Consider the following 20385-nt stretch of genomic DNA (forward strand, 5'->3'; position numbering starts at 1 on the left):
AGCCTCGAGCCGCAGCGCGTAGTAACCGTATAAGCGCTCAGCAACGTGCTCTTGAGCCCCGGACCGAGAACCTTCGGTCCGGGGCTCAGTGCTGTCCGGGGCAGGTCCGGGGCATGACCCCGTCACCGTGAGTGACGGGTCCGGGGGTTACTTCTGCGGGCTGGCCGGTACGTCGAGGACGACCTTGGTGCCGCGCGGCTCGGCGCGGACCATGTCGAAGGTGCCGCCGAGCTCCCCCTCCACGAGGGTCCGTACGATCTGGAGCCCGAGGTTGCCGGCCCGCTGCGGGTCGAAGCCCTCGGGCAGTCCGCAGCCGTCGTCCAGCACCGTGATCAGCAGCCGGGCGTCGGTACGGCCGGTGCCGGAGCGGGCCGCGGACACCTCGACGGTGCCGCCCTCCCCCTGGGTGAAGGCGTGCTCCAGGGCGTTCTGGAGGACCTCGGTGAGCACCATCGACAGCGGAGTGGCGACCTCCGCGTCCAGGATCCCGAAGCGGCCGGTGCGGCGGCACTCCACCTTGCCGGGCGAGATCTCGGAGACCATCGCGATCACCCGGTCGGCGATCTCGTCGAACTCGACCCGCTCGTCGAGGTTCTGAGAGAGCGTCTCGTGCACGATCGCGATCGAACCGACGCGCCGGACGGCCTCGTTCAGCGCCTCGCGGCCGCCCTCCGAATCCATGCGTCGGGCCTGGAGCCGCAAGAGCGCCGCCACGGTCTGGAGGTTGTTCTTCACCCGGTGGTGGATCTCCCGGATGGTGGCGTCCTTGGTGATCAGTTCGCGTTCGCGACGGCGCAGTTCGGTGACGTCGCGGCAGAGCACGAGCGAGCCGATCCGGGTCCCCTTGGGCTTCAGCGGGATGGCGCGCAGCTGGATGACCCCGCCGTTGCCCTCGACCTCGGTCTCCCGGGGGGCCCAGCCGCTGGCCAGTTTGACGATGGCCTCGTCCACCGGGCCCCGGGAGGGGGCGAGTTCGGCGGTGGTGGTGCCCAGGTGCTGGCCGACCAGGTCGGCGGCGAGGCCGAGGCGGTGGTAGGCGGAGAGCGCGTTCGGGGACGCGTACGTCACCACGCCCTCGGCGTCGAGGCGGATCAGGCCGTCCCCGACGCGCGGGGAGGCGTCCATGTCGACCTGCTGGCCGGGGTAGGGGAAGGAGCCCGCGGCGATCATCTGAGCGAGGTCGGAGGCGGACTGGAGGTAGGTCAGCTCCAGCCGGCTCGGTGTACGCACAGTGAGCAGGTTGGTGTTGCGGGCGATCACTCCCAGGACCCGGCCCTCGCGGCGGACGGGGATCGACTCGACGCGGACCGGCACCTCCTCGCGCCACTCCGGGTCACCCTCGCGCACGATGCGGCCCTCGTCGAGGGCGGCGTCCAGGAGCGGGCGGCGCCCGCGCGGCACCAGGTGGCCGACCATGTCGTCCTGGTAGGAGGTGGGGCCGGTGTTGGGGCGCATCTGCGCGACCGACACGTACCGCGTGCCGTCGAGGGTGGGAACCCAGAGCACGAGGTCGGCGAAGGAGAGGTCGGAGAGCAGCTGCCACTCCGAGACCAGCAGGTGGAGCCACTCCAGGTCGGTTTCACTGAGAGCGGTGTGCTGGCGTACGAGGTCGTTCATGGAGGGCACGTGGCGAGCGTACCCCGGGTACGGGGATGACTTTCCCCACCACTAATACTCAGGAGTATCCAGGAAGGGCCCACTCCGCGTACTGTTGGAGGAAGTGACGGGATCCCAGGGTCCGTCATTGGATGGACAGAACAGATTGGTCTAGTCCACAATTGAGCCAGATTTCCGCCCTCCCCGCACAGGAGGACGGATCGAGGTAACCGCGCGCTCTGCCCTGACCGCGCAGGCACCTCCCACCGGCCTACGGGAACCGCACACCCGTTGGCCGTAAGTACTCCGGGCTACGGTGCCGGGCGGGCTGAGGGTCCCGTCCTGCACCGTGGCCCAGAGGAATTTCAGGGGCCTTTCCGCCGCCCATTTCCCGGGCCCGCGAATGACGATCACCCCGCGCGGTCATCCCCCGCTCCCCCGTCGCCGAATTCGGCTACCGCGGCCAGGCCAGCATCGCCCGTTCCGCGACCGCCTCCAGCTCCTCCCGGCTCGCGCCGTCGCGCGACTGCTGGGACATCCCCTGCAGCACGGCCCCCGCGTAGCGGGCCAGGGCCCGCGCGTCCGTGCCGGCGGGCAGCACGCCGGCGGCCACGTCCGCGCGGATGCGGCTCTCGAACAGCACCAGGTTGGCGTTGCGGCGCTCCTTCAGCGCCTCGGCCACGTCCTCCGAGGTGGTGTTGATCGCGGCGCTGATCACCATGCAGCCCGGCGGGTGGGCGGGGTCGGTGTAGATCTCCGCGGCCTCGTGCAGGATCCGGCCGATGGCCGCACCGGCGGTGGGCTCCTCGGCGAGGGCCACGCCCGCGAAGTCCCCGTAGCGGCCGCCGTAGACCACCACGACCTCGTCGAAGAGCTTGCGCTTGTCCCCGAAGGCCGCGTAGAGGCTGGGCGCGCCGATGCCCAGGCTCCTGGTGAGGTCGGCGATGGACGTGGCCTCGTAGCCGCGCTCCCAGAAGGCGAGCATCGCCTTGTCGAGGGCGGCGTCACGGTCGAAGGAGCGGGGCCTGCCGCGCTGTCCGGTCACCATGGAACCGATTCTATAGCGGGCGCTAGGAAATCTGGTACGGTCCGTTCTGTAGCGACCACTAGAGATTGTGGAAGGGGGGCGCGTTCCATGGGCGTGCTCAAGGGGAAGACGGCACTGGTCACGGGCGGCAGCCGGGGCATCGGGCGGGCCGTGTCCGAGCGGCTGGCGCGGGACGGGGCGCTCGTCGCGGTGCACTACGGGCACGACGCGGCGGCCGCGCGGGAGACCGTCGCGGGCATCGAGGCGGCCGGGGGCCGGGCCTTCGCCATCGGGGCGGAGCTCGGGGTGCCGGGGGACGCGCAGGCGCTCTGGGCGGCGTACGCGGCCCATCCGGCGGCCACCGAGGGCGTGGACGTCCTGGTGAACAACGCGGGCGGGGCCACCTTCGCGGGCATCGCGGAGACGGACGAGGAGACGTACCAGCGGGTGCACGCGCTGAACGCGCAGGCGCCGTTCTTCGTGATCAAGCACGGGCTGGACCGGCTGCGGGACGGGGGCCGGATCGTGAACGTGACCGGCACCCCCGACATCGCCCTGCCGGCGATCCTGGCCACGGTCATGGCGAAGGGCGCGGTGAACGCGCTGACCGTCTCGCTGGCCGCCGCGCTCGCGCCGCGCGGGATCACCGTGAACTCGGTCGGGCCGGGGATCACCGAGACCGACCTGAACGCGGCGTGGCTGGCCGATCCCGCGGCGCGGGCGCACGCGGCGTCCCGGTCGGTCTTCGACCGCGTCGGCACGGTGGACGAGGTCGCGGACGTGGTGGCCTTCCTCGCCTCGGCGGACTCCCGCTGGATCACGGGCCAGCACCTCTCCGCGACGGGCGGCCTCCAGCTGGCGCTCCTCTAGGTCGCCGGAGCGCCGACGCCGCTGGTTGATCCAGCCCCGCCGGCGCTTGGGGCGCGGGGTCCGGGGCGGAGCCCCGGGAGTGCGGGCGCAGCTCGCTCCAGGACCGCCGGAGGCCGGTGGCGGGGGGTGGGTGACGGGATCACCATGGGTGGGGTGGAGGGCCGCCACGGGAGGCCCGGCTCTGCTAGATTGGTCTATACCACAATCGTCGGACCCCTCTCAGATCGGCAGGCCCCGCGTGGAAGTTGTCATCGTCCCGGACGCCAAGGCAGGCGGCGAGCTCATCGCGGAGGCCATGGCCGCCCTGGTCCGCCGCAAGCCCGACGCCCTGCTCGGCGTGGCGACCGGCTCTACCCCGCTGCCCATCTACGAGGCCCTCGCCGCCAAGGTCCGGGCCGGGCAGGTCGACGCCTCCGGGGCCCGGATCTGCCAGCTCGACGAGTACGTCGGCCTGCCCGCCGGGCACCCCGAGTCCTACCGGGCCGTCGTCCTGCGCGAGGTCGTCGAGCCCCTGGGCCTGTCCGAGGCCTCCTTCATGGGCCCCGACGGCTCCGCCGAGGACATCGTCGGCGCCTGCGAGGCCTACGACCGGGCGCTGGCCGCCGCCGGCGGGGTGGACCTCCAGCTCCTCGGCATCGGCACGGACGGGCACATCGGCTTCAACGAGCCCTGCTCCTCCCTCGCCTCCCGCACCCGCATCAAGACGCTGACGGAGCAGACCCGCGTCGACAACGCGCGCTTCTTCGACAACGACATAGACCAGGTGCCCCACCACGTCATCACCCAGGGCATCGGCACCATCCTCGACGCCCGCCACCTGGTCCTGCTGGCCACCGGCGAGGGCAAGGCCGAGGCCGTCGCGCAGACCGTGGAGGGCCCGCTGTCCGCGCTGGTCCCGGCCTCCGCGCTGCAGCTGCACCGGCACGCGACCGTCGTCGTGGACGAGGCGGCCGCCTCGAAGCTGAAGCTGGCCGACTACTTCCGCCACACCTACGCGAACAAGCCCGCCTGGCAGGGCCTGTAACCGCGAACGGCAACGCCTGAAGGCCGGGCCCCCCTCCACGGGGGCCCGGCCTTCAGGCGTACTCGGGGCGCCTGCGCGCCTGCGCGCCTACACGCCGGCGATGACCTCGGCGGCGGCCCGCCCGCACACGCGGGAGGCCCCGTGCGTGGCGACGTACAGCGCCCCGCGCGGCTCGGCGCGCGGCAGGCCCATCTCGACGACGACCGTGTCCGGGCGGGCCTCGACCAGCGCGTCCAGCACCTCGGTCATCCACGGGTGGCGGTGCGCGTCGCGGACCACGGCGACGACGGTGCGCCCGCCCGCCGCCGCGAGGACGTCCGCGGCGGCGGAGCCCTGCGGGTAGACGCCCGCCCCGGTGCCCGGCACCAGCGCGGCCAGCTCGGCGGCCACGCCCCACGGGGTCTCGTCGCCGACCGCGATGTTCGCGACGGGGGCGAGCGTGGCCACGTACGGGGCGGTGACCGGCTTCGCCTCCCCCGAGACGACCACGGCCCGGCGGGCCGCCGTCAGGCCGATGCCGGACGCGCCGCTCCCCTCCGGCAGCGCGTCCGGCCGGGCCCGGCGGGTCCACTCGGCGAGAGCGCGCACCCGGGCGGCGGCGTCGGCGAGCCGCTCCTCCGGGAGCGCGCCCTCGCGCACGGCGGCCACGAGGGCGTCGCGCAGGCGGAGCACGGTGGCCTCGTCGGCCAGTCCCCCGCCGACGCAGATGGCGTCGGCGCCGGCCGCGATGGCCAGGACCGAGCCGCGCTCGATGCCGTACGTCCCGGCGATGGCGTTCATCTCCATGCCGTCGGTGACGATGAGGCCCTCGTAGCCGAGCTCCTTGCGCAGCAGACCGGTCAGGATCTGCGGGCTGAGGGTGGCCGGCCGGGTCGGGTCGAGGGAGGGCACCAGGATGTGGGCGCTCATGACGGCCTTGGTGCCGGCCTCGATGGCCGCCTTGAACGGGACCAGCTCGCGGGCCTGGAGGGTGTCCAGGTCCACGTCGATGCGGGGCAGCGCGTGGTGCGAGTCGACGTTGGTGTCGCCGTGGCCCGGGAAGTGCTTGGTGCAGGCGGCCACGCCGGCGGCCTGGAGGCCCTCGACGTAGGCGGCGGTGTGCCGGGCGGCGAGCGCGGTGTCGGCGCCGAAGGAGCGCACCCCGATGACCGGGTTGTCCGGGTTGGAGTTGACGTCCGCGGACGGCGCCCAGTTGAGGTTGACCCCGCACTCGGCGAGGCGGCGGCCCAGCTCGCGGGCGACGTCCCGGGTCAGCGCGGTGTCGTCGACGGCGCCGAGCGCGAGGTTGCCGGGGAAGGAGGATCCGCCCCGGACCTCCAGGCGGGTGACGTCGCCGCCCTCCTCGTCGATGGCGACGAGTACGTCGTCCCGTACGGCCCTCAGCTGCGCGGTGAGCGCGGCGAGCTGCTCCGGGGCGGCGATGTTGCGGCCGAAGAGGCCGACGGCGGTGAGGCCTTCGCCGACCTGGCGCAGCAGCCAGGCGGGGGCGGTGGTGCCCTCGAAGCCGGGCTGGAGGACGGCGAGGGCGTCGCGCGTCAGGGTGTCCGTCCGGTGCGCAAGGACAGTCATGGGCCGTTATCCCTTCACGGCGCCGGCGGTCATGCCGCCGACGGCCTTGCGCTGGAGGAAGATGAAGATGAGCAGGACCGGGATCGCGAAGAGCGAGGACGCGGCCATGGTGGCGCCCCAGTCGTTGCCGAAGGCGGTCTTGAACTGGGTCAGCCACAGCGGCAGGGTCTGCGCGGACTTGTCCTTGTTGAGGATCAGGACCATCGCGAACTCGTTCCAGGCGGTGATGAAGCCGAAGAGCGAGGTGGACATCAGACCGGGGGCCAGCAGGGGGAAGATCACCTTGCGGAAGGCCTGGCCGCGGGTGCAGCCGTCGATCTGGGCGGCCTCCTCCAGGGTCACCGGGACGGCGGCGATGAAGCCGCGCAGGGTCCAGATGGTGAAGGGGAGGACCATCACGAAGTAGATCGCGGTGAGCAGCGGGAGGCTGTTCAGCATCTCGCTGTCGCGGGCGATCATGTACATCGCGATGACCATGACCTCCCAGGGGGCCATCTGGGCCATCATCACGCCGAGGACGAGGCCCTTGCGGCCCTTGAACTTCATCCGGGCGATGGCGAAGCTCGCGGCGAGGGCGACGAGCAGGGCCAGCAGGACGGCTCCGACGGTGACGACGATGCTGTTCGTGACGTACGTCCAGAACAGGTCGACGCCGGTGGCCTTGGTGAAGTTGTCCAGCGTCGGGGTGAAGACGAAGACGGGGTCCTTGGTGAGGATCTCGCTGTTCGGCTTGAGGGCCGAGGAGAACATCCAGTAGACCGGGAAGACGAAGACGACGGCCAGCAGGAGGGCGCCGGCGTTCTTGGCGACGGTGCCCGGGCGCAGTGGCATGCGGGTGCGCAGCTGCTGTGCGGGCTTCGCGGACGGCGCGGACGGCGCGGGCTTCGGGGCGGTGCTCGTGCTCACTGCTCCTCCTCCTGCTTCAGGATCAGGCGGAAGTAGAAGGACATGACGACGATGAGGATCAGGATCGTCAGGACGGAGATCGCGGCGGCGAGGCCGTAGTGGGCCTGGCTCTGGCCTTCGACGTAGGCGAAGACGGGCAGGATCTCGGAGGCGCGGTCGGGGCCGCCCTTGTTCATCGCGTAGACCTGGGTGAAGGCCTTGAAGACCCAGATCACCTCGAGGAAGGTGGTGACGAGGAAGAAGGACTTCAGCTGGGGGAAGACGACCTTCCAGAAGGTCTGCCAGCCGTTGGCCCCGTCCATGCGGGCGGCCTCGTACAGTTCCGCGCCGACGGTGGTGAGGCCGGCGTACATGTTGAGGGCGACGAAGGGGATCGAGCCCCAGACCACCAGGATCGTGACGATCACCAGGGTGGAGAGGCCGGTCTCGAACCAGTTGTGCTGGTCGTAGCCGGCGAAGCCGGCGGAGCGCATCACCCAGTTCATGACGCCGAACTGCTCGTCGAACAGCCACTGGAAGACCTGGACGGACGCGACGATCGGCATGGCCCAGGCCATGACCAGCGCCATCGACAGGACCAGGCGCATCCACTTGCCGAGGCGGTTGAGCAGGATGCCGATGAGGCTGCCGATCAGCATGATCAGCGCGACGTTGGCGAGGGTGAAGCCGAAGCTGCGCAGGACGACGGTCCAGAAGTTGGAGTCGCCGAGCAGCTGGGTGTAGTTGTCGATGCCCGCGAACGGGTACTTCCGCTGGATGAACTCGATCTTGTTGATGTCCTGGAAGGACAGGATCACGTTCTTGATCAGCGGGTAGAGCAGGAGGGTCGCGAGGCTGAGCACCGCGGGCCCGATCAGCAGATAGGGCAGCCACCCCGAGGGGAGCGACTTTCTGCCCCCGCGAGGAGACGTATGGCTGGGGCCGGACGGGGTGGTGGCCACCTGCGGCCGTCCGGCGGACTTCAGTGGTGCGTCCTGTGGAGCGCTGGTCTTCGCTCCCTGGGAGTGCACGGTCATGGCTCGGCTTCCTCGCGGTTGACTGTGGAGTCAAATGCGCGACCGGGGGCACGGCAGGCGTCCGGGCGCCTGCCGCACCCCCCGGTGCGTTCACACTGCTGGGTTGTGCGGGTACTGCGGTGCTGCGGGTACCGCGGGGTGACTACTTGTTGATGCGGTTCGCGATTTCCTTGTCCGCGTCCGCGCCCGCCTTGGCGGCGTCCTCACCCTTCAGGACCTTGGTCATGAACTCCTTGATCGGGTTGGGCTCGGTCTCGACGTTCGCCCAGCCCGGGGTGACCGGGGTGATCTTGCCGTTGGTGCCGGCCTTGGCCATGGCCTCGGCGAAGGAGCCGGCCGGGGCGGCGAAGTTCGCGGCGGCCTGGTTCGGGAGCAGCGCACCCTTCGTGGCGGCGGCGTACTTGGTCATCTGGTCCTTGCCGGCGGCGAGGGCCAGCCACTCCTTGGCGAGCTCCTTGTTCTTGGAGCGCTCGGCCACGGCGAGGTTCGAGCCGCCGAGGAAGACGGTGCCGGACTTGTCGGCGGTCTTGCCCGGGATCGGGAAGTAGCCGAAGTCGGCTTCCTTGCCCGCGTCCTTCAGGGCCTTCTCCGCACCGCCGGCCTCCCAGCCGAGACCGATCCAGGAGGAGACGCCGCCCTTGGGGACGATGTCGGTGGACTGCTGCGGGGTGGCCTCGTCCTTGTCCTTGGGGGCCGTGGAGAAGGACTGGAGCTTCTTGTAGAAGTCCATGGCGGAGGCGGCCTGCGGGGTGGCCAGCTGGCCCTTCCACTTGCCGCCGTCCTTGACGGCGAGGTCGCCGCCCTCGTCCCAGACGAAGCCGGCGAGGACGTACCAGCTCTGGCCGGGGAGGTAGATCGGCTGCGAGGCCGGGTCGGCCGCCTTCAGCTTCTCGAGGCCGGCGACCCACTCGTCGCGGGTCTTCGGCGGGGTGACGCCCGCCTTCTCGTAGGCCTTCTTGTCGTAGATGACGACGCGGTTGGCGGCGTACCAGGGGGCGGAGTAGAGCTTGCCGTCGACCTGGGCCGAGGCGAGCATGCTCTTCTGCCAGGCGTCGGCGCCGAGCTTGGCCTTGTCGCCGGACAGGTCGGCGAGGCCGCCGGTGACCGCGTAGCCGGCGGTCTGGGTGTTGCCGAGCTCAAGGACGTCCGGCGGGGTGTTCTCGGAGAGGGCCGTGGTGACCTTCTCCTGGATGCCGGTCCACTTCTGCTCCTCGACCTTGACCGTCACACCGGGGTGCTTGGCCGAGAACTCCTTGTTGACCTCGTCGATCCAGGCCTTGGGTGCGGAGCCGTCCATCACCCAGACGGTGATCTCCTTGGCCGCGCCACCCGACGCGTCGGCCTTCGGCTTGTCGTCGCCGCCGTTGCCGCATGCCGCGACACCGACCATCATGCCCACGACACCGACCGCCGCAATGAGCTTGCGCTTCACGCCACCCTCCTCAGGGATGCTGCCTGCAACTTCCCTCGCCCGCCGCGGTGACGTACCAAGTACTGCCCGTGGGGCCGGGATCTGATCCAGATTGGTTTAGACCAGTACCCGGAGCTTGGCCTAGACCTTTAGGGGTGTCAAGGGTCTAATGAGCGGGTGCTCGGTCCGTTATCGGACCGACACCTGGGGGAGGGAGGAGGCCTGTCCTCCCGCCCGTGTCACGATGTGACCGCACATATCGGAGGAGCCGGTGACGGCAGCGAAACTGGAGTCGGGAAGGCGGGCGGCGATGGCCACCGAAGGGGCGACCACGGAGCCGGAAGGCGGGGCAGCCACTCGCACGGCGCGTGTGCCCAAGTACTACCGACTCAAGCGGCACTTGCTCGACATGACCGAAACGCTCCCCCCCGGCACCCCCGTGCCGCCGGAGCGCACGCTCGCGGCCGAGTTCGACACCTCCCGGACCACGGTCCGCCAGGCCCTCCAGGAACTCGTCGTAGAGGGCCGGCTCGAACGCATCCAGGGCAAGGGCACCTTCGTCGCCAAGCCCAAGGTCTCCCAGCCGCTCCAACTGTCCTCGTACACCGAGGACATGCGCGCCCAGGGCCTGGAGCCGACCTCCCAGCTCCTCGACATCGGGTACGTGACCGCCGACGACACCCTCGCCGGACTCCTCAAGATCGCCACCGGCGGGCGGGTCCTGCGCATCGAGCGGCTGCGCCTGGCCAGCGGCGAGCCGATGGCCATCGAGACCACCCACCTGTCGGCCAAGCGCTTCCCCGCGCTGCGCCGTTCGCTGGTCAAGTACACCTCCCTCTACACCGCGCTCGCCGAGGTGTACGACGTACGGCTCGCCGAGGCCGAGGAGACCATCGAGACCTCGCTGGCCACCCCGCGCGAAGCCGGACTGCTGGGCACCGACGTCGGCCTGCCGATGCTGATGCTCTCGCGCCACTCGCTGGACGCCGACGGAGAACCGGTCGAATGGGTGCGATCGGTGTATCGCGGCGACCGTTACAAATTCGTGGCCCGCCTCCAGCGACCCGCTTTGTGACCACCGGTTGACTCCTCTTCGACCGCCGGTGGACTCTCGTACCGCTATGCGGACGGGGGCTTACATCCAGCGGTCGAGCCCCCGTAGATTCCCTGCGCTTACGCAGATGATCAACGAGGGGACGAGGATCATGCCGGAACCGGAAGCAACAGGGACAGATCGGGCTCCAACAGGAGGAGCGGCGAGTCCAGGCAGCACGCCGGACTCGCCTTCCCCGTCGGGGCGGCTCACCCCGCAGTCGATCGCCGTCTGGGCGCTGGTGGCCCTCGTCGGTGCCATCGGCTGGGGCGTACTGGCGCTGTCGCGGGGCGAGGAGATCTCGGCCGCCTGGCTGCTCGCCGCCGCGCTGGGCTCGTACGCCATCGGCTACCGCTTCTACGCGCGCTTCATCGCGCACCGCGTCCTGAAGGTCGACAAGACCCGGGCCACCCCCGCCGAACGCCTTGACAACGGTGTCGACTTCCACCCGACCGACCGTCGGGTGCTCTTCGGCCACCACTTCGCCGCCGTCGCCGGCGCGGGCCCGCTGGTCGGTCCCGTCCTCGCCGCGCAGATGGGCTACCTGCCGGGCACCATCTGGATCGTCGCGGGCGTCATCTTCGCCGGCGCCGTACAGGACATGGTGACGCTGTTCTTCTCCACCCGGCGCGACGGACGCTCGCTGGGCCAGATGGCCCGGGACGAGATCGGGCCCGTCGGCGGGGCCGCCGCCCTGGTCGCCGTGTTCGCCATCATGATCATCCTGCTGGCGGTGCTCGCGCTGGTCATCGTCAACGCCCTGGCGCACTCCCCCTGGGGCGTGTTCTCCATCGGCATGACCATCCCGATCGCCCTCTTCATGGGCGTGTACCTGCGCGTCCTGCGGCCGGGCCGGGTCACCGAGGTCTCCGTCATCGGCGTCGCGCTGCTGCTGCTCGCGATCGTCGCGGGCGGCTGGGTCGCGGAGTCCTCCTGGGCGGGCACCTTCACCCTGGAGAAGGAGACGCTGGTCGTCTGGATGATCGTGTACGGGTTCATCGCCTCGGTGCTGCCGGTGTGGCTGCTGCTCGCGCCGCGCGACTACCTGTCCACCTTCATGAAGGTGGGCACGATCGCGCTGATGGCGGTGGGCGTGGTCATCGCGATGCCGACGCTGAAGATGCCGGCGGTCACCGACTTCGCGACGCGCGGGGACGGACCGGTCTTCGCCGGCTCGATGTTCCCCTTCGTCTTCATCACCATCGCGTGCGGGGCCCTGTCCGGCTTCCACTCCCTGGTCTCCTCGGGCACCACCCCGAAGATGATCCAGAAGGAGACCCAGGTCCGGGTCATCGGCTACGGCGCCATGCTCACCGAGTCCTTCGTCGCCGTCATGGCCGTGATCGCGGCGAGCATCATCGAGCCCGGCCTCTTCTTCGCGGTCAACTCCCCCGGCGGGGTCATCGGCGCCACCGTCCAGACCGCCTCGACGGCGGTGACGAACTTCGGCTTCGCCATCACCCCGGACGCCCTCGCGCAGGCCGCGAAGGACGTGGAGGAAGCCAGCCTGCTGTCCCGTACGGGCGGCGCGCCGACCTTCGCACTCGGGATGTCGGAGATCTTCTCCTCCGTCATCGGCGGGGCCGGCATGAAGGCGTTCTGGTACCACTTCGCCATCATGTTCGAGGCGCTCTTCATCCTGACGACGGTCGACGCGGGCACCCGCGTCGGGCGGTTCATGCTCCAGGACACCCTCGGCAACGTGCACAAGTCCTTCAAGGACGTCAGCTGGAAGCCCGGCGTGTGGCTGGCCAGCGCGATCGTCGTCGGCGGCTGGGGCTACTTCCTGTGGGTCGGCGTGAAGGACCCGCTGGGCGGCATCAACCAGCTCTTCCCGCTGTTCGGCATCGCGAACCAGCTGCTGGCCGCGGTGGCCCTGGCCGTCTGCACCACGCTGCTGATCAAGTCCGGCCGGCTCAAGTGGGCCTGGGTCACGGGCGTCCCGCTGGCGTGGGACGTAGCCGTCACCCTCACCGCGAGCTACCAGAAGATCTTCTCCGACGACGTGAAGGTCGGCTTCTTCGCGCAGCGCGACAAGTACCAGAGCGGCATCGACGCCGGGAAGGTCCTGCCGCCCGCCAAGAACATGGACGACATGCACACCGTGGTCACCAACGCCACGGTCGACGGGGTCCTGTCGGTGCTGTTCGCCGTGCTGATCGTCATCGTGCTGCTGGACGCGGCCCGGACCTGCTTCAAGGCCATCAGCAGCCCCGAGTCGGTCCGCCTCTCCGAGGTCCCCTGGACCGAGTCGAAGATCGTCGCCCCGGCCGGGCTGATCGCCACCGCCGAGGAGAAGGCCGAGCTCGCCGCGGCCGGCCTCGACGGGGGCGGCGGCCGGGTGAAGGAGCCGGTCGGATGATCGCCGTGAGCGGGGTGCGTGGTGCGCTGGCGAAGGCCCGGTTCTACGTACGGGAGTTCTCGGGCGAGGCCGCGTACGACCGCTACGTCGCGCACGCCCGTGCGCACGACCCGGACGCCGAGGTCATGACCCGGCGCGCCTTCGAGCGGGCCCGCACCGACGCCCGCGAGGCGGACCCCCGCGAGGGCTTCCGCTGCTGCTGAACGGCACCCGAAGGGCCCCGCCGGACTTCCCGGCGGGGCCCTTCGGCATTGCTCGGCGGACGACGGCGGCGCCGGGCGCCCACAGCCGTCCGGCACACTCGGCGGCATGGACATCGTGATCAGGGCGGCGCTGCCCGCCGAGTACGAAGAGCTGGGCGAGATCACCGCGCGGGCCTACGTGGGCGACGGACTGCTCGAATCCGAGACGTCCTTCTACGCGGACGTCCTGCGCGACGTGGCCGGCCGGGCCGCCGACGGCGAGGTACTGGTGGCCGTCGCCGAGGGCGCCCTGCTGGGCGGTGTGACCTTCGCCCCACCCGGCAGCCCGCTCGCCGACATCGCCGGCCCCACGGAGGCCGAGTTCCGCATGCTGGCCGTCGCCCGGGAGGCCCGCGAACGCGGCGCCGGCGAGGCCCTGGTGCACGCCTGCGTGGCCCGCGCCCGGGAGCTGGAGGGGGTCACGCACCTGGTGCTCTCCACCCAGCGGGAGATGACCGGAGCCCAGCGGATCTACGAAAGGCTCGGCTTCACCCGCACACCGGAGCGGGACTGGGCCCCCGTTCCGGGGCTGACCCTGCTCACGTACCGCATGGAGCTGTAGCCGCGCCGACACAACATGTGGGGGGTCACGCATCAACGCGCCCCCACATGTATGCTCATGGCTGCTGTCGCCGCAGGGGAATCCGGTGCGAATCCGGAACTGTCCCGCAACGGTATGAAGTACACCCATCGGTGTACCGCCAAGTCCGAGGACCTGCCGACAGCGCGCCCGGCTCGACCGAACCGGGTGCCGACCACGTCCGGGCCTCGCGGTTGGGCCGGTGGACGCCGTGCGGTGTTTCGCGTTCCGTCGCGCCCGCACGCGCCCGCTGCTGCCCCGCCCCGCCGATGACCGGGCCGAGCGAGGGAGAGCTCCCCCCGTGACCATCGCGCCCGCCGCACCGCGCGCCGAGTCCGACCAGCCCGCAGCCGCTTCGGAGGCCGGGGGCCCCGGAGCCGCGCTGCTGCGCACCCTCACCGAGCTGACGGCCGACCTCCCCGACACCGACCCGGGCCGGGTCGCCGCCGCCGCCCTGCGCGGCCGCAGCTCCGTCGCGGACGAGGCCGAGCTCCGGGGGCTGGCCACCGAGGCCGCCGCCGGCCTGATCTCCGAGGACCCGGCGTACTCCCGCCTCGCCGCCCGCCTGCTGACGCTGGCCGTGGCGGACGAGGCCGCGGGCCAGGGTTCGTCCTCCTTCGCCGAGTCCGTCGCCGTCGGGCACCGCGAGGGCCTGATCGCGGACCGCACCGCCGAGTTCGTGGCTCTGCACGCCGCCCGCCTGAACTCCCTGGTCGAGCACGCGCTCGCCGAGGGCGCGGACGACCGCTTCGGGTTCTTCGGCCTGCGCACCCTGCACAGCCGCTACCTGCTGCGCCACCCCATCACCCGCCAGGTGATCGAGACCCCGCAGTACTTCATGCTGCGCGTGGCCTGCGGCCTCGCCGAGAACGAGAGCGTCCAGGCCGTCGAGGAAGTCGCCTCCCTCTACCGGCTGATGAGCCGCCTGGACTACCTGCCGTCCTCGCCCACGCTCTTCAACTCCGGCACCCGCCACCCGCAGATGTCCTCCTGCTACCTGCTGGACTCCCCGCTGGACGAGCTGGACTCGATCTACGACCGCTACCACCAGGTCGCGCGCCTGTCGAAGCACGCCGGCGGCATCGGTCTGTCGTACTCCCGCATCCGCGCCCGCGGTTCGCTGATCCGCGGTACCAACGGCCACTCCAACGGCATCGTGCCGTTCCTGAAGACCCTCGACGCCTCCGTCGCCGCCGTGAACCAGGGCGGCCGCCGCAAGGGCGCCGCCGCCGTCTACCTGGAGACCTGGCACGCGGACATCGAGGAGTTCCTCGAGCTCCGCGACAACACCGGTGAGGACCAGCGCCGCACCCACAACCTGAACCTGGCGCACTGGGTGCCGGACGAGTTCATGCGCCGCGTGAACGCCGACGCCGACTGGTCGCTGTTCTCCCCGGCCGACGTCCCCGAGCTGGTCGACCTGTGGGGCGACGCGTTCGACGCCGCCTACCGCAAGGCCGAGGCCGACGGCCTGGCCCGCAAGACCATGCCCGCCCGCGACCTGTACGGCCGGATGATGCGCACCCTCGCGCAGACCGGCCAGGGCTGGATGACCTTCAAGGACGCCTCCAACCGCACGGCGAACCAGACCGCCGAACCGGGCAGCGTCGTCCACTCCTCCAACCTGTGCACCGAGATCATCGAGGTCACCAACGACGGCGAGACGGCCGTCTGCAACCTCGGCTCGGTCAACATGGGCGCCTTCGTGGTGGACGGGGAGATCGACTGGGAGCGCCTGGACGAGACCGTCCGTACGGCCGTGACCTTCCTCGACCGCGTGGTGGACATCAACTTCTACCCGACCGAGCAGGCGGGCCGCTCCAACTCCCGCTGGCGTCCGGTCGGTCTGGGCGCGATGGGCCTCCAGGACGTCTTCTTCAAGATGAAGATGCCCTTCGACTCCCCCGAGGCGAAGGCCCTGTCCACCAAGCTCTCCGAGCGCATCATGCTGGCCGCGTACGAGGCCTCCTGCGACCTCGCCGAGCGCAGCGGCCCCCTCCCGGCCTGGGAGCAGACCCGCACCGCCCGCGGCGTGCTGCACCCGGACCACTACGACGTCGAGCTGAACTGGCCGGAGCGCTGGGACGCCCTGCGCGCCCGCATCGCGAAGACCGGCATGCGCAACTCGCTGCTGCTGGCCATCGCCCCGACGGCGACGATCGCCTCCATCGCGGGCGTGTACGAGTGCATCGAGCCGCAGGTCTCCAACCTCTTCAAGCGCGAGACCCTGTCGGGTGAGTTCCTCCAGGTCAACGCCTACCTGGTGGAGGAGCTGAAGAAGCTCGGCGTGTGGGACGCGCAGACCCGCGAGGCGCTGCGCGAGTCCAGCGGCTCCGTGCAGGGCTTCGGCTGGATCCCGGCGGAGGTGCGCGAGCTGTACCGCACGGCGTGGGAGATCCCGCAGCGCGGCCTGATCGACATGGCGGCGGCCCGTACGCCGTTCCTGGACCAGGCGCAGTCGCTGAACCTGTTCCTGGAGACGCCCACCATCGGCAAGCTGAGCTCGATGTACGCGTACGCCTGGAAGCAGGGTCTGAAGACCACGTACTACCTGCGTTCGCGCCCGGCGACGAAGATCGCCCGCGCCGCTTCCGGCAGCGCCGTCCCCGCGGCCGCCACCCCCCTCCCGCAGGCCGTCGACGCCGACGCGCTGGCCTGCTCCCTGGAAAACCCCGAGTCCTGCGAGGCCTGCCAGTAATGAGCTCCACCGAAAAGAAGAACCTGCTGGACCCGGGCTTCGAACTGACCCTGCGCCCGATGCGGTACCCGGACTTCTACGAGCGCTACCGGGACGCGATCAAGAACACGTGGACGGTGGAGGAGGTCGACCTCCACTCGGACGTCGCGGACCTCGCGAAGCTGACGCCGGCCGAGCAGCACATGATCGGCCGTCTGGTCGCGTTCTTCGCGACGGGTGACTCGATCGTCTCGAACAACCTGGTGCTGACGCTCTACAAGCACATCAACTCCCCGGAGGCGCGCCTGTACCTGTCGCGCCAGCTGTTCGAGGAGGCCGTGCACGTCCAGTTCTACCTGACGCTGCTCGACACCTACCTGCCCGACCCGGACGACCGGGCGGCCGCCTTCGACGCGGTCGAGGAGATCCCGTCGATCCGCGAGAAGGCGCAGTTCTGCTTCAAGTGGATCAACGAGGTCGAGAAGCTGGACCGGCTGGAGACGAAGGCCGACCGCCGTCGCTTCCTGCTGAACCTGATCTGCTTCGCGGCGTGCATCGAGGGCCTGTTCTTCTACGGTGCCTTCGCGTACGTGTACTGGTTCCGCTCGCGCGGTCTGCTGCACGGTCTGGCCACCGGCACCAACTGGGTGTTCCGTGACGAGACCATGCACATGAACTTCGCGTTCGAGGTCGTGGACACCGTCCGCAAGGAGGAGCCCGAGCTCTTCGACGACGAGCTCCAGCAGCAGGTCACCGACATGCTGAAGGAGGCCGTGGAGGCGGAGCTGCAGTTCGGCCGCGACCTGTGCGGTGACGGCCTGCCGGGCATGAACACCGAGTCGATGCGCGAGTACCTGGAGTGCGTCGCGGACCAGCGTCTGGTGCGCCTGGGCTTCGCCCCGGTGTACGGCTCGCAGAACCCGTTCTCCTTCATGGAGCTGCAGGGTGTCCAGGAGCTGACGAACTTCTTCGAGCGCCGTCCGTCGGCGTACCAGGTCGCGGTCGAGGGAACGGTCGACCTCGACGAGGACTTCTAGCTCCGGCTACGGTCCCGCCCATGGGGAGTTCCACATGGGCGGGGAGCGCGCGGCTGCGTCCGGGCGGGCTGGTCTACGGCGGCGCCGTCGGGCCGGCCACCGCGCACGCGCACCACAGCGTCCAGGTCATCGCGGCCCTGGACGGGGACCGGGACGGGCTGCTGCTCGAAGGCCCGGCGGGCGAGACCTTCGCCTGCCGGGCCTTCGTCGTGCCCGCCGGGATGCGGCACGCGGTGCTGCGCGGGGCGGAGCGCGCGCTGGTGCTGCACTACGACCCGGCCTCGGCGGCGGGGCGCCGGCTGGCGGAGCGGGCCGGGGTCGCGGAGGGGCTGCTGCCGGCCGGGCTGCCGGCCGATCCCTTCGAGGCGGCGTGCGCGCTGGACTCCGTACTGCTGGACGCGCGGCTGCCCGCGGCGGCCCGGCATCCCGGGCTAGCGCGGGTCCTGGCCTGGCTGCCGGGGCGGGGTCCGGTGCGGCTGGCGGAGGCGGCGGCGGTGGCCGGGCTGTCCGAGAGCCGGCTCTCGCACCTGTTCCAGGCGGAGCTGGGGCTGCCGTTCCGGCCGTACGTGCTGTGGCTGCGGCTGATGCGGGCGGGCGAACTCGTCTCGCGGGGGCGGACGCTGACGGAGGCCGCGCACGGGGCGGGTTTCTCCGACAGCGCGCACTTCAGCCGGGTGTGCCGGCGGATGTTCGGGATCACGCCCTCGGAGTTCTCCCGCGGGATCCGCTGGCGGTAGCAGGTTCGTTCAAGCCGTCCGCGCGGCCCGGCGGCATCGTGGGGGCCATGAGAAGCAAGCCCATGTCACCCGTCGTACGCGCCGCCTTCGAGGCCGAGCTGGCCCGCGCGTCCGCCGCCTCGCCCGACACCGCGGCCATGTGGACCGCCCTGGAGCGGGCGCACATCATTTCGCAGTCCTGGCCCTGGCCGCACACCCGGGCGCACTGGCACATGTTCCGGCTCGCGGTGCGCTGCCGGGACCGGTCCGAGGCGGTGGGGCAGGTGGTGCGGCTGCTGGTCGCGGGGGTCGGGTCAGCGACCGGGCGCGTGCCGCACGGCAACACGGGCCGTACGCGGGCGGGCCTGTTCGCGCCGATGCCGGTCCCGGACGACATCCGGGCCCTGCTGAGCGGCGGCGCGTAGCTGCCGGTCGGTGCGGCGTTCCCGGAGGGCTCCGTGGAGGGCGGGGGCGAGGAGGAGGACGGCGACGGCGAGGACGGTGAGGTAGTCGAGGAAGGTGCTCATGACTCCACTGTCGGCGGGGCGGCGAAAACCGGACAGTGGCAGGACTGTCATGAAAGGGCGAATTACTGCCACCCTTGGTGGCACACTGGAGCCATGCTGAGGAACGTGGCGGTGGCGGTCGTCGACCAGGTGACGCCCTTCGAGTTCGGGACGTTCTGCGAGGTCTTCGGGATCGACCGGAGCGAGCAGGGCCTGCCGGTGTACGACTTCGCCGTGTGCGCGGCCGAGGAGGGGCCGCTGACCCTGGCGGACACCGGCCTGGCCGTCACGCCCGCGCACGGCCTGGAGCGGCTGGCGCAGGCTGACCTGATCTGTGTGCCCGCCGACCGGCGGGCCTCCGTACGCGACTACCCGGAGCCCTACCTCGACGCCCTGCGCCGGGCCGTGGACCGGGGGGCGCGGGTGCTCAGTGTGTGCAGCGGGGCCTTCGTCCTGGGCGCCGCCGGGCTGCTGGACGGGCGGCGCTGCACCACCCACTGGATGCACGCCGCCACGCTCGCGCGCCACTTCCCGAGGGCCCTGGTGGACCCGGACGTGCTCTACGTCGACGCGGGGCCGGTGATCACCGGCGCCGGCACCGCCTCCGGCATCGACGCCTGCCTGCACGTGGTCCGCCAGGAGCAGGGGGCCGAGGTCGCCAACGCCATCGCCCGGCGGATGGTCGTACCGCCCCACCGCGACGGCGGCCAGGCCCAGTTCATCCAGCGGCCGCTGCCCCGCACCGCCTGCGACACCGTCGGCGAGGTGATCGGCTGGATGGCCCGGCACCTGGCGGAGGAGATCACCGTCGAGCAGCTCGCGGAGCGGGCCCACATGTCCCCGCGCACCTTCGCCCGCCGCTTCCAGCAGGAGACCGGCACCACCCCCTACCAGTGGGTGCTGCGCCAGCGCGTGCTGCTCGCCCAGGAGCTGCTGGAGTCCACCGACGACACCGTCGACGCGGTGGCGGGGCGCAGCGGCTTCGGCAACGCCGCCGCCCTGCGCCACCACTTCCTGCGCACCCTGGGCACCACCCCGAACGCCTTCCGCCGCGCGTTCAGGGGCCCTCGGGCCGCGTGAGCCGGATCCCGGATCAGTCGTTCGGGACGGTCTCGTAGCGCGGGGTGTTCTCCTCCATCTGCCGAAGGGCGTCCTTGCGGTCGCGCTTGGAGAGGCGGTCGATGTACAGGTAGCCGTACAGGTGGTCCGTCTCGTGCTGGAGGCAGCGGGCGAAGTAGCCCGTGCCGCGCACCTTGATCGGGTTGCCCCGGGCGTCCTGGCCGGTCACCTCGGCGTAGTCCGGGCGGGCCAGCGCGGCGTACGCGGTCGGGACGGAGAGGCATCCCTCGTTCGAGTCGTCCAGCACGCGGCCCGCGGCCGGCAGCTCGACGAGCTTGGGGTTGACGACGACACCGGTGTGCCGCTTGCCGTCGTCGTCGGGGCAGTCGTAGACGAAGACCTTCGCGTCCACGCCGATCTGGTTCGCGGCCAGGCCCACGCCCTCGGCGGTCTTCTGGCTGGCGAACATGTCGTCGATCAGCTGCGCCAGCTCGTCGCCGAACTCGGTGACGTCCTTGCACTCCCGGTGCAGCACCGGGTTGCCGACCACCGTGATCGGGCGGGAGGTGCCGCGCTCGCGGTGGGCGAGCTCGCGCGCCTCGCAGTCCACGGTGTCCACGACGTAGCCCTCGTCATCGACCGGGACGATCTGGTTCTCCTGCTGCGCCATGTCCGCCGTACGCCTTCCGTAGAT

At 71.0% G+C, this 20385-nt stretch carries 18 protein-coding genes and 1 riboswitch; of the genes, 11 read left to right on the forward strand and 7 right to left on the reverse strand.

The features are described from left to right. Nucleotides 1–147: 147 nt before the first annotated feature. Nucleotides 148–1617 (reverse strand): sensor histidine kinase, encoded by a 1470-nt coding sequence (locus tag OOK31_RS11270; protein WP_267012847.1) that lies wholly within the window; start codon nt 1615–1617, stop codon nt 148–150. A gap of 433 nt (nt 1618–2050) precedes the next feature. Then, nucleotides 2051–2644, reverse strand: coding sequence for a TetR/AcrR family transcriptional regulator (locus tag OOK31_RS11275; RefSeq protein ID WP_267012300.1), 594 nt, complete (start codon nt 2642–2644; stop codon nt 2051–2053). A gap of 87 nt (nt 2645–2731) precedes the next feature. On the opposite strand from OOK31_RS11275, the gene OOK31_RS11280 reads away from it, so the two are divergent. Further along, nucleotides 2732–3493: an SDR family oxidoreductase gene (locus OOK31_RS11280; RefSeq protein WP_267012301.1), complete on the forward strand. Its 762-nt coding sequence runs from the start codon at nt 2732–2734 to the stop codon at nt 3491–3493. A 238-nt stretch (nt 3494–3731) separates the two neighbouring features. Next, nucleotides 3732–4517, forward strand: coding sequence for a glucosamine-6-phosphate deaminase (gene nagB / locus OOK31_RS11285; protein WP_267012302.1), 786 nt, complete (start codon nt 3732–3734; stop codon nt 4515–4517). Nucleotides 4518–4604: 87 nt separating this feature from the next. Here nagB and OOK31_RS11290 read toward each other — a convergent pair whose 3' ends face one another. The 4 genes from OOK31_RS11290 to OOK31_RS11305 form a co-directional block, all read right to left on the reverse strand. Beyond that, a complete protein-coding gene (locus OOK31_RS11290) occupies nt 4605–6086 on the reverse strand; it encodes a glycoside hydrolase family 3 protein (RefSeq protein WP_267012303.1) in 1482 nt (493 codons plus the stop codon). A gap of 6 nt (nt 6087–6092) precedes the next feature. Continuing rightward, nucleotides 6093–6917 (reverse strand): carbohydrate ABC transporter permease, encoded by an 825-nt coding sequence (locus OOK31_RS11295; protein ID WP_267012848.1) that lies wholly within the window; start codon nt 6915–6917, stop codon nt 6093–6095. A 71-nt stretch (nt 6918–6988) separates the two neighbouring features. Next, nucleotides 6989–8008: a carbohydrate ABC transporter permease gene (locus tag OOK31_RS11300; RefSeq protein WP_267012304.1), complete on the reverse strand. Its 1020-nt coding sequence runs from the start codon at nt 8006–8008 to the stop codon at nt 6989–6991. Between the two features lie 142 nt (nt 8009–8150). After that, nucleotides 8151–9440, reverse strand: coding sequence for an extracellular solute-binding protein (locus OOK31_RS11305; protein ID WP_267012305.1), 1290 nt, complete (start codon nt 9438–9440; stop codon nt 8151–8153). Between the two features lie 289 nt (nt 9441–9729). Here OOK31_RS11305 and OOK31_RS11310 point away from each other — a divergent pair, with 289 nt between their 5' ends. The 9 genes from OOK31_RS11310 to OOK31_RS11350 all read left to right on the forward strand — a co-directional run bounded on the left by OOK31_RS11310 (nt 9730) and on the right by OOK31_RS11350 (nt 19712). Further along, entirely contained in the window at nt 9730–10494 is a 765-nt protein-coding gene (locus tag OOK31_RS11310) for a GntR family transcriptional regulator (protein WP_266576350.1), read from the forward strand. A gap of 130 nt (nt 10495–10624) precedes the next feature. Next, complete coding sequence (locus OOK31_RS11315) at nt 10625–12874, forward strand: carbon starvation CstA family protein (protein WP_267012306.1); 2250 nt, start codon at nt 10625–10627, stop codon at nt 12872–12874. Next, nucleotides 12871–13077, forward strand: coding sequence for a YbdD/YjiX family protein (locus OOK31_RS11320; RefSeq protein WP_267012307.1), 207 nt, complete (start codon nt 12871–12873; stop codon nt 13075–13077). Before OOK31_RS11315 ends, OOK31_RS11320 begins: the two co-directional genes overlap by 4 nt. A gap of 106 nt (nt 13078–13183) precedes the next feature. After that, on the forward strand, nt 13184–13678 hold the full coding sequence (locus OOK31_RS11325) for a GNAT family N-acetyltransferase (RefSeq protein WP_267012308.1): 495 nt from the start codon (nt 13184–13186) through the stop codon (nt 13676–13678). Between the two features lie 41 nt (nt 13679–13719). Then, a riboswitch (cobalamin riboswitch) is annotated at nt 13720–13854 on the forward strand. 143 nt (nt 13855–13997) lie between these two features. Further along, a complete protein-coding gene (locus OOK31_RS11330) occupies nt 13998–16394 on the forward strand; it encodes a ribonucleoside-diphosphate reductase subunit alpha (protein ID WP_267012309.1) in 2397 nt (798 codons plus the stop codon). Further along, nucleotides 16394–17410 (forward strand): ribonucleotide-diphosphate reductase subunit beta, encoded by a 1017-nt coding sequence (locus OOK31_RS11335; protein ID WP_267012310.1) that lies wholly within the window; start codon nt 16394–16396, stop codon nt 17408–17410. The genes OOK31_RS11330 and OOK31_RS11335 overlap by 1 nt, the downstream gene beginning before the upstream one ends. Before the next feature lie 20 nt (nt 17411–17430). Beyond that, nucleotides 17431–18147 carry an AraC family transcriptional regulator gene (locus tag OOK31_RS11340; RefSeq protein WP_267012311.1) on the forward strand — a complete coding sequence of 239 codons (717 nt, stop codon included), beginning with the start codon at nt 17431–17433 and terminating at the stop codon, nt 18145–18147. Between the two features lie 47 nt (nt 18148–18194). Next, a complete protein-coding gene (locus OOK31_RS11345; RefSeq protein ID WP_267012312.1) occupies nt 18195–18551 on the forward strand; it encodes a DUF3703 domain-containing protein in 357 nt (118 codons plus the stop codon). A gap of 195 nt (nt 18552–18746) precedes the next feature. Beyond that, nucleotides 18747–19712, forward strand: a complete 966-nt coding sequence (locus tag OOK31_RS11350) for a helix-turn-helix domain-containing protein (protein WP_267012313.1) — start codon at nt 18747–18749, stop codon at nt 19710–19712. Nucleotides 19713–19725: 13 nt separating this feature from the next. Here OOK31_RS11350 and def read toward each other — a convergent pair whose 3' ends face one another. Then, entirely contained in the window at nt 19726–20361 is a 636-nt protein-coding gene (gene def / locus OOK31_RS11355) for a peptide deformylase (protein ID WP_267012314.1), read from the reverse strand. Between the last annotated feature and the right edge of the window lie 24 nt (nt 20362–20385).

Source organism: Streptomyces sp. NBC_00249 (assembly GCF_026342355.1).
Classification (GTDB): Bacteria; Actinomycetota; Actinomycetes; order Streptomycetales; family Streptomycetaceae; genus Streptomyces.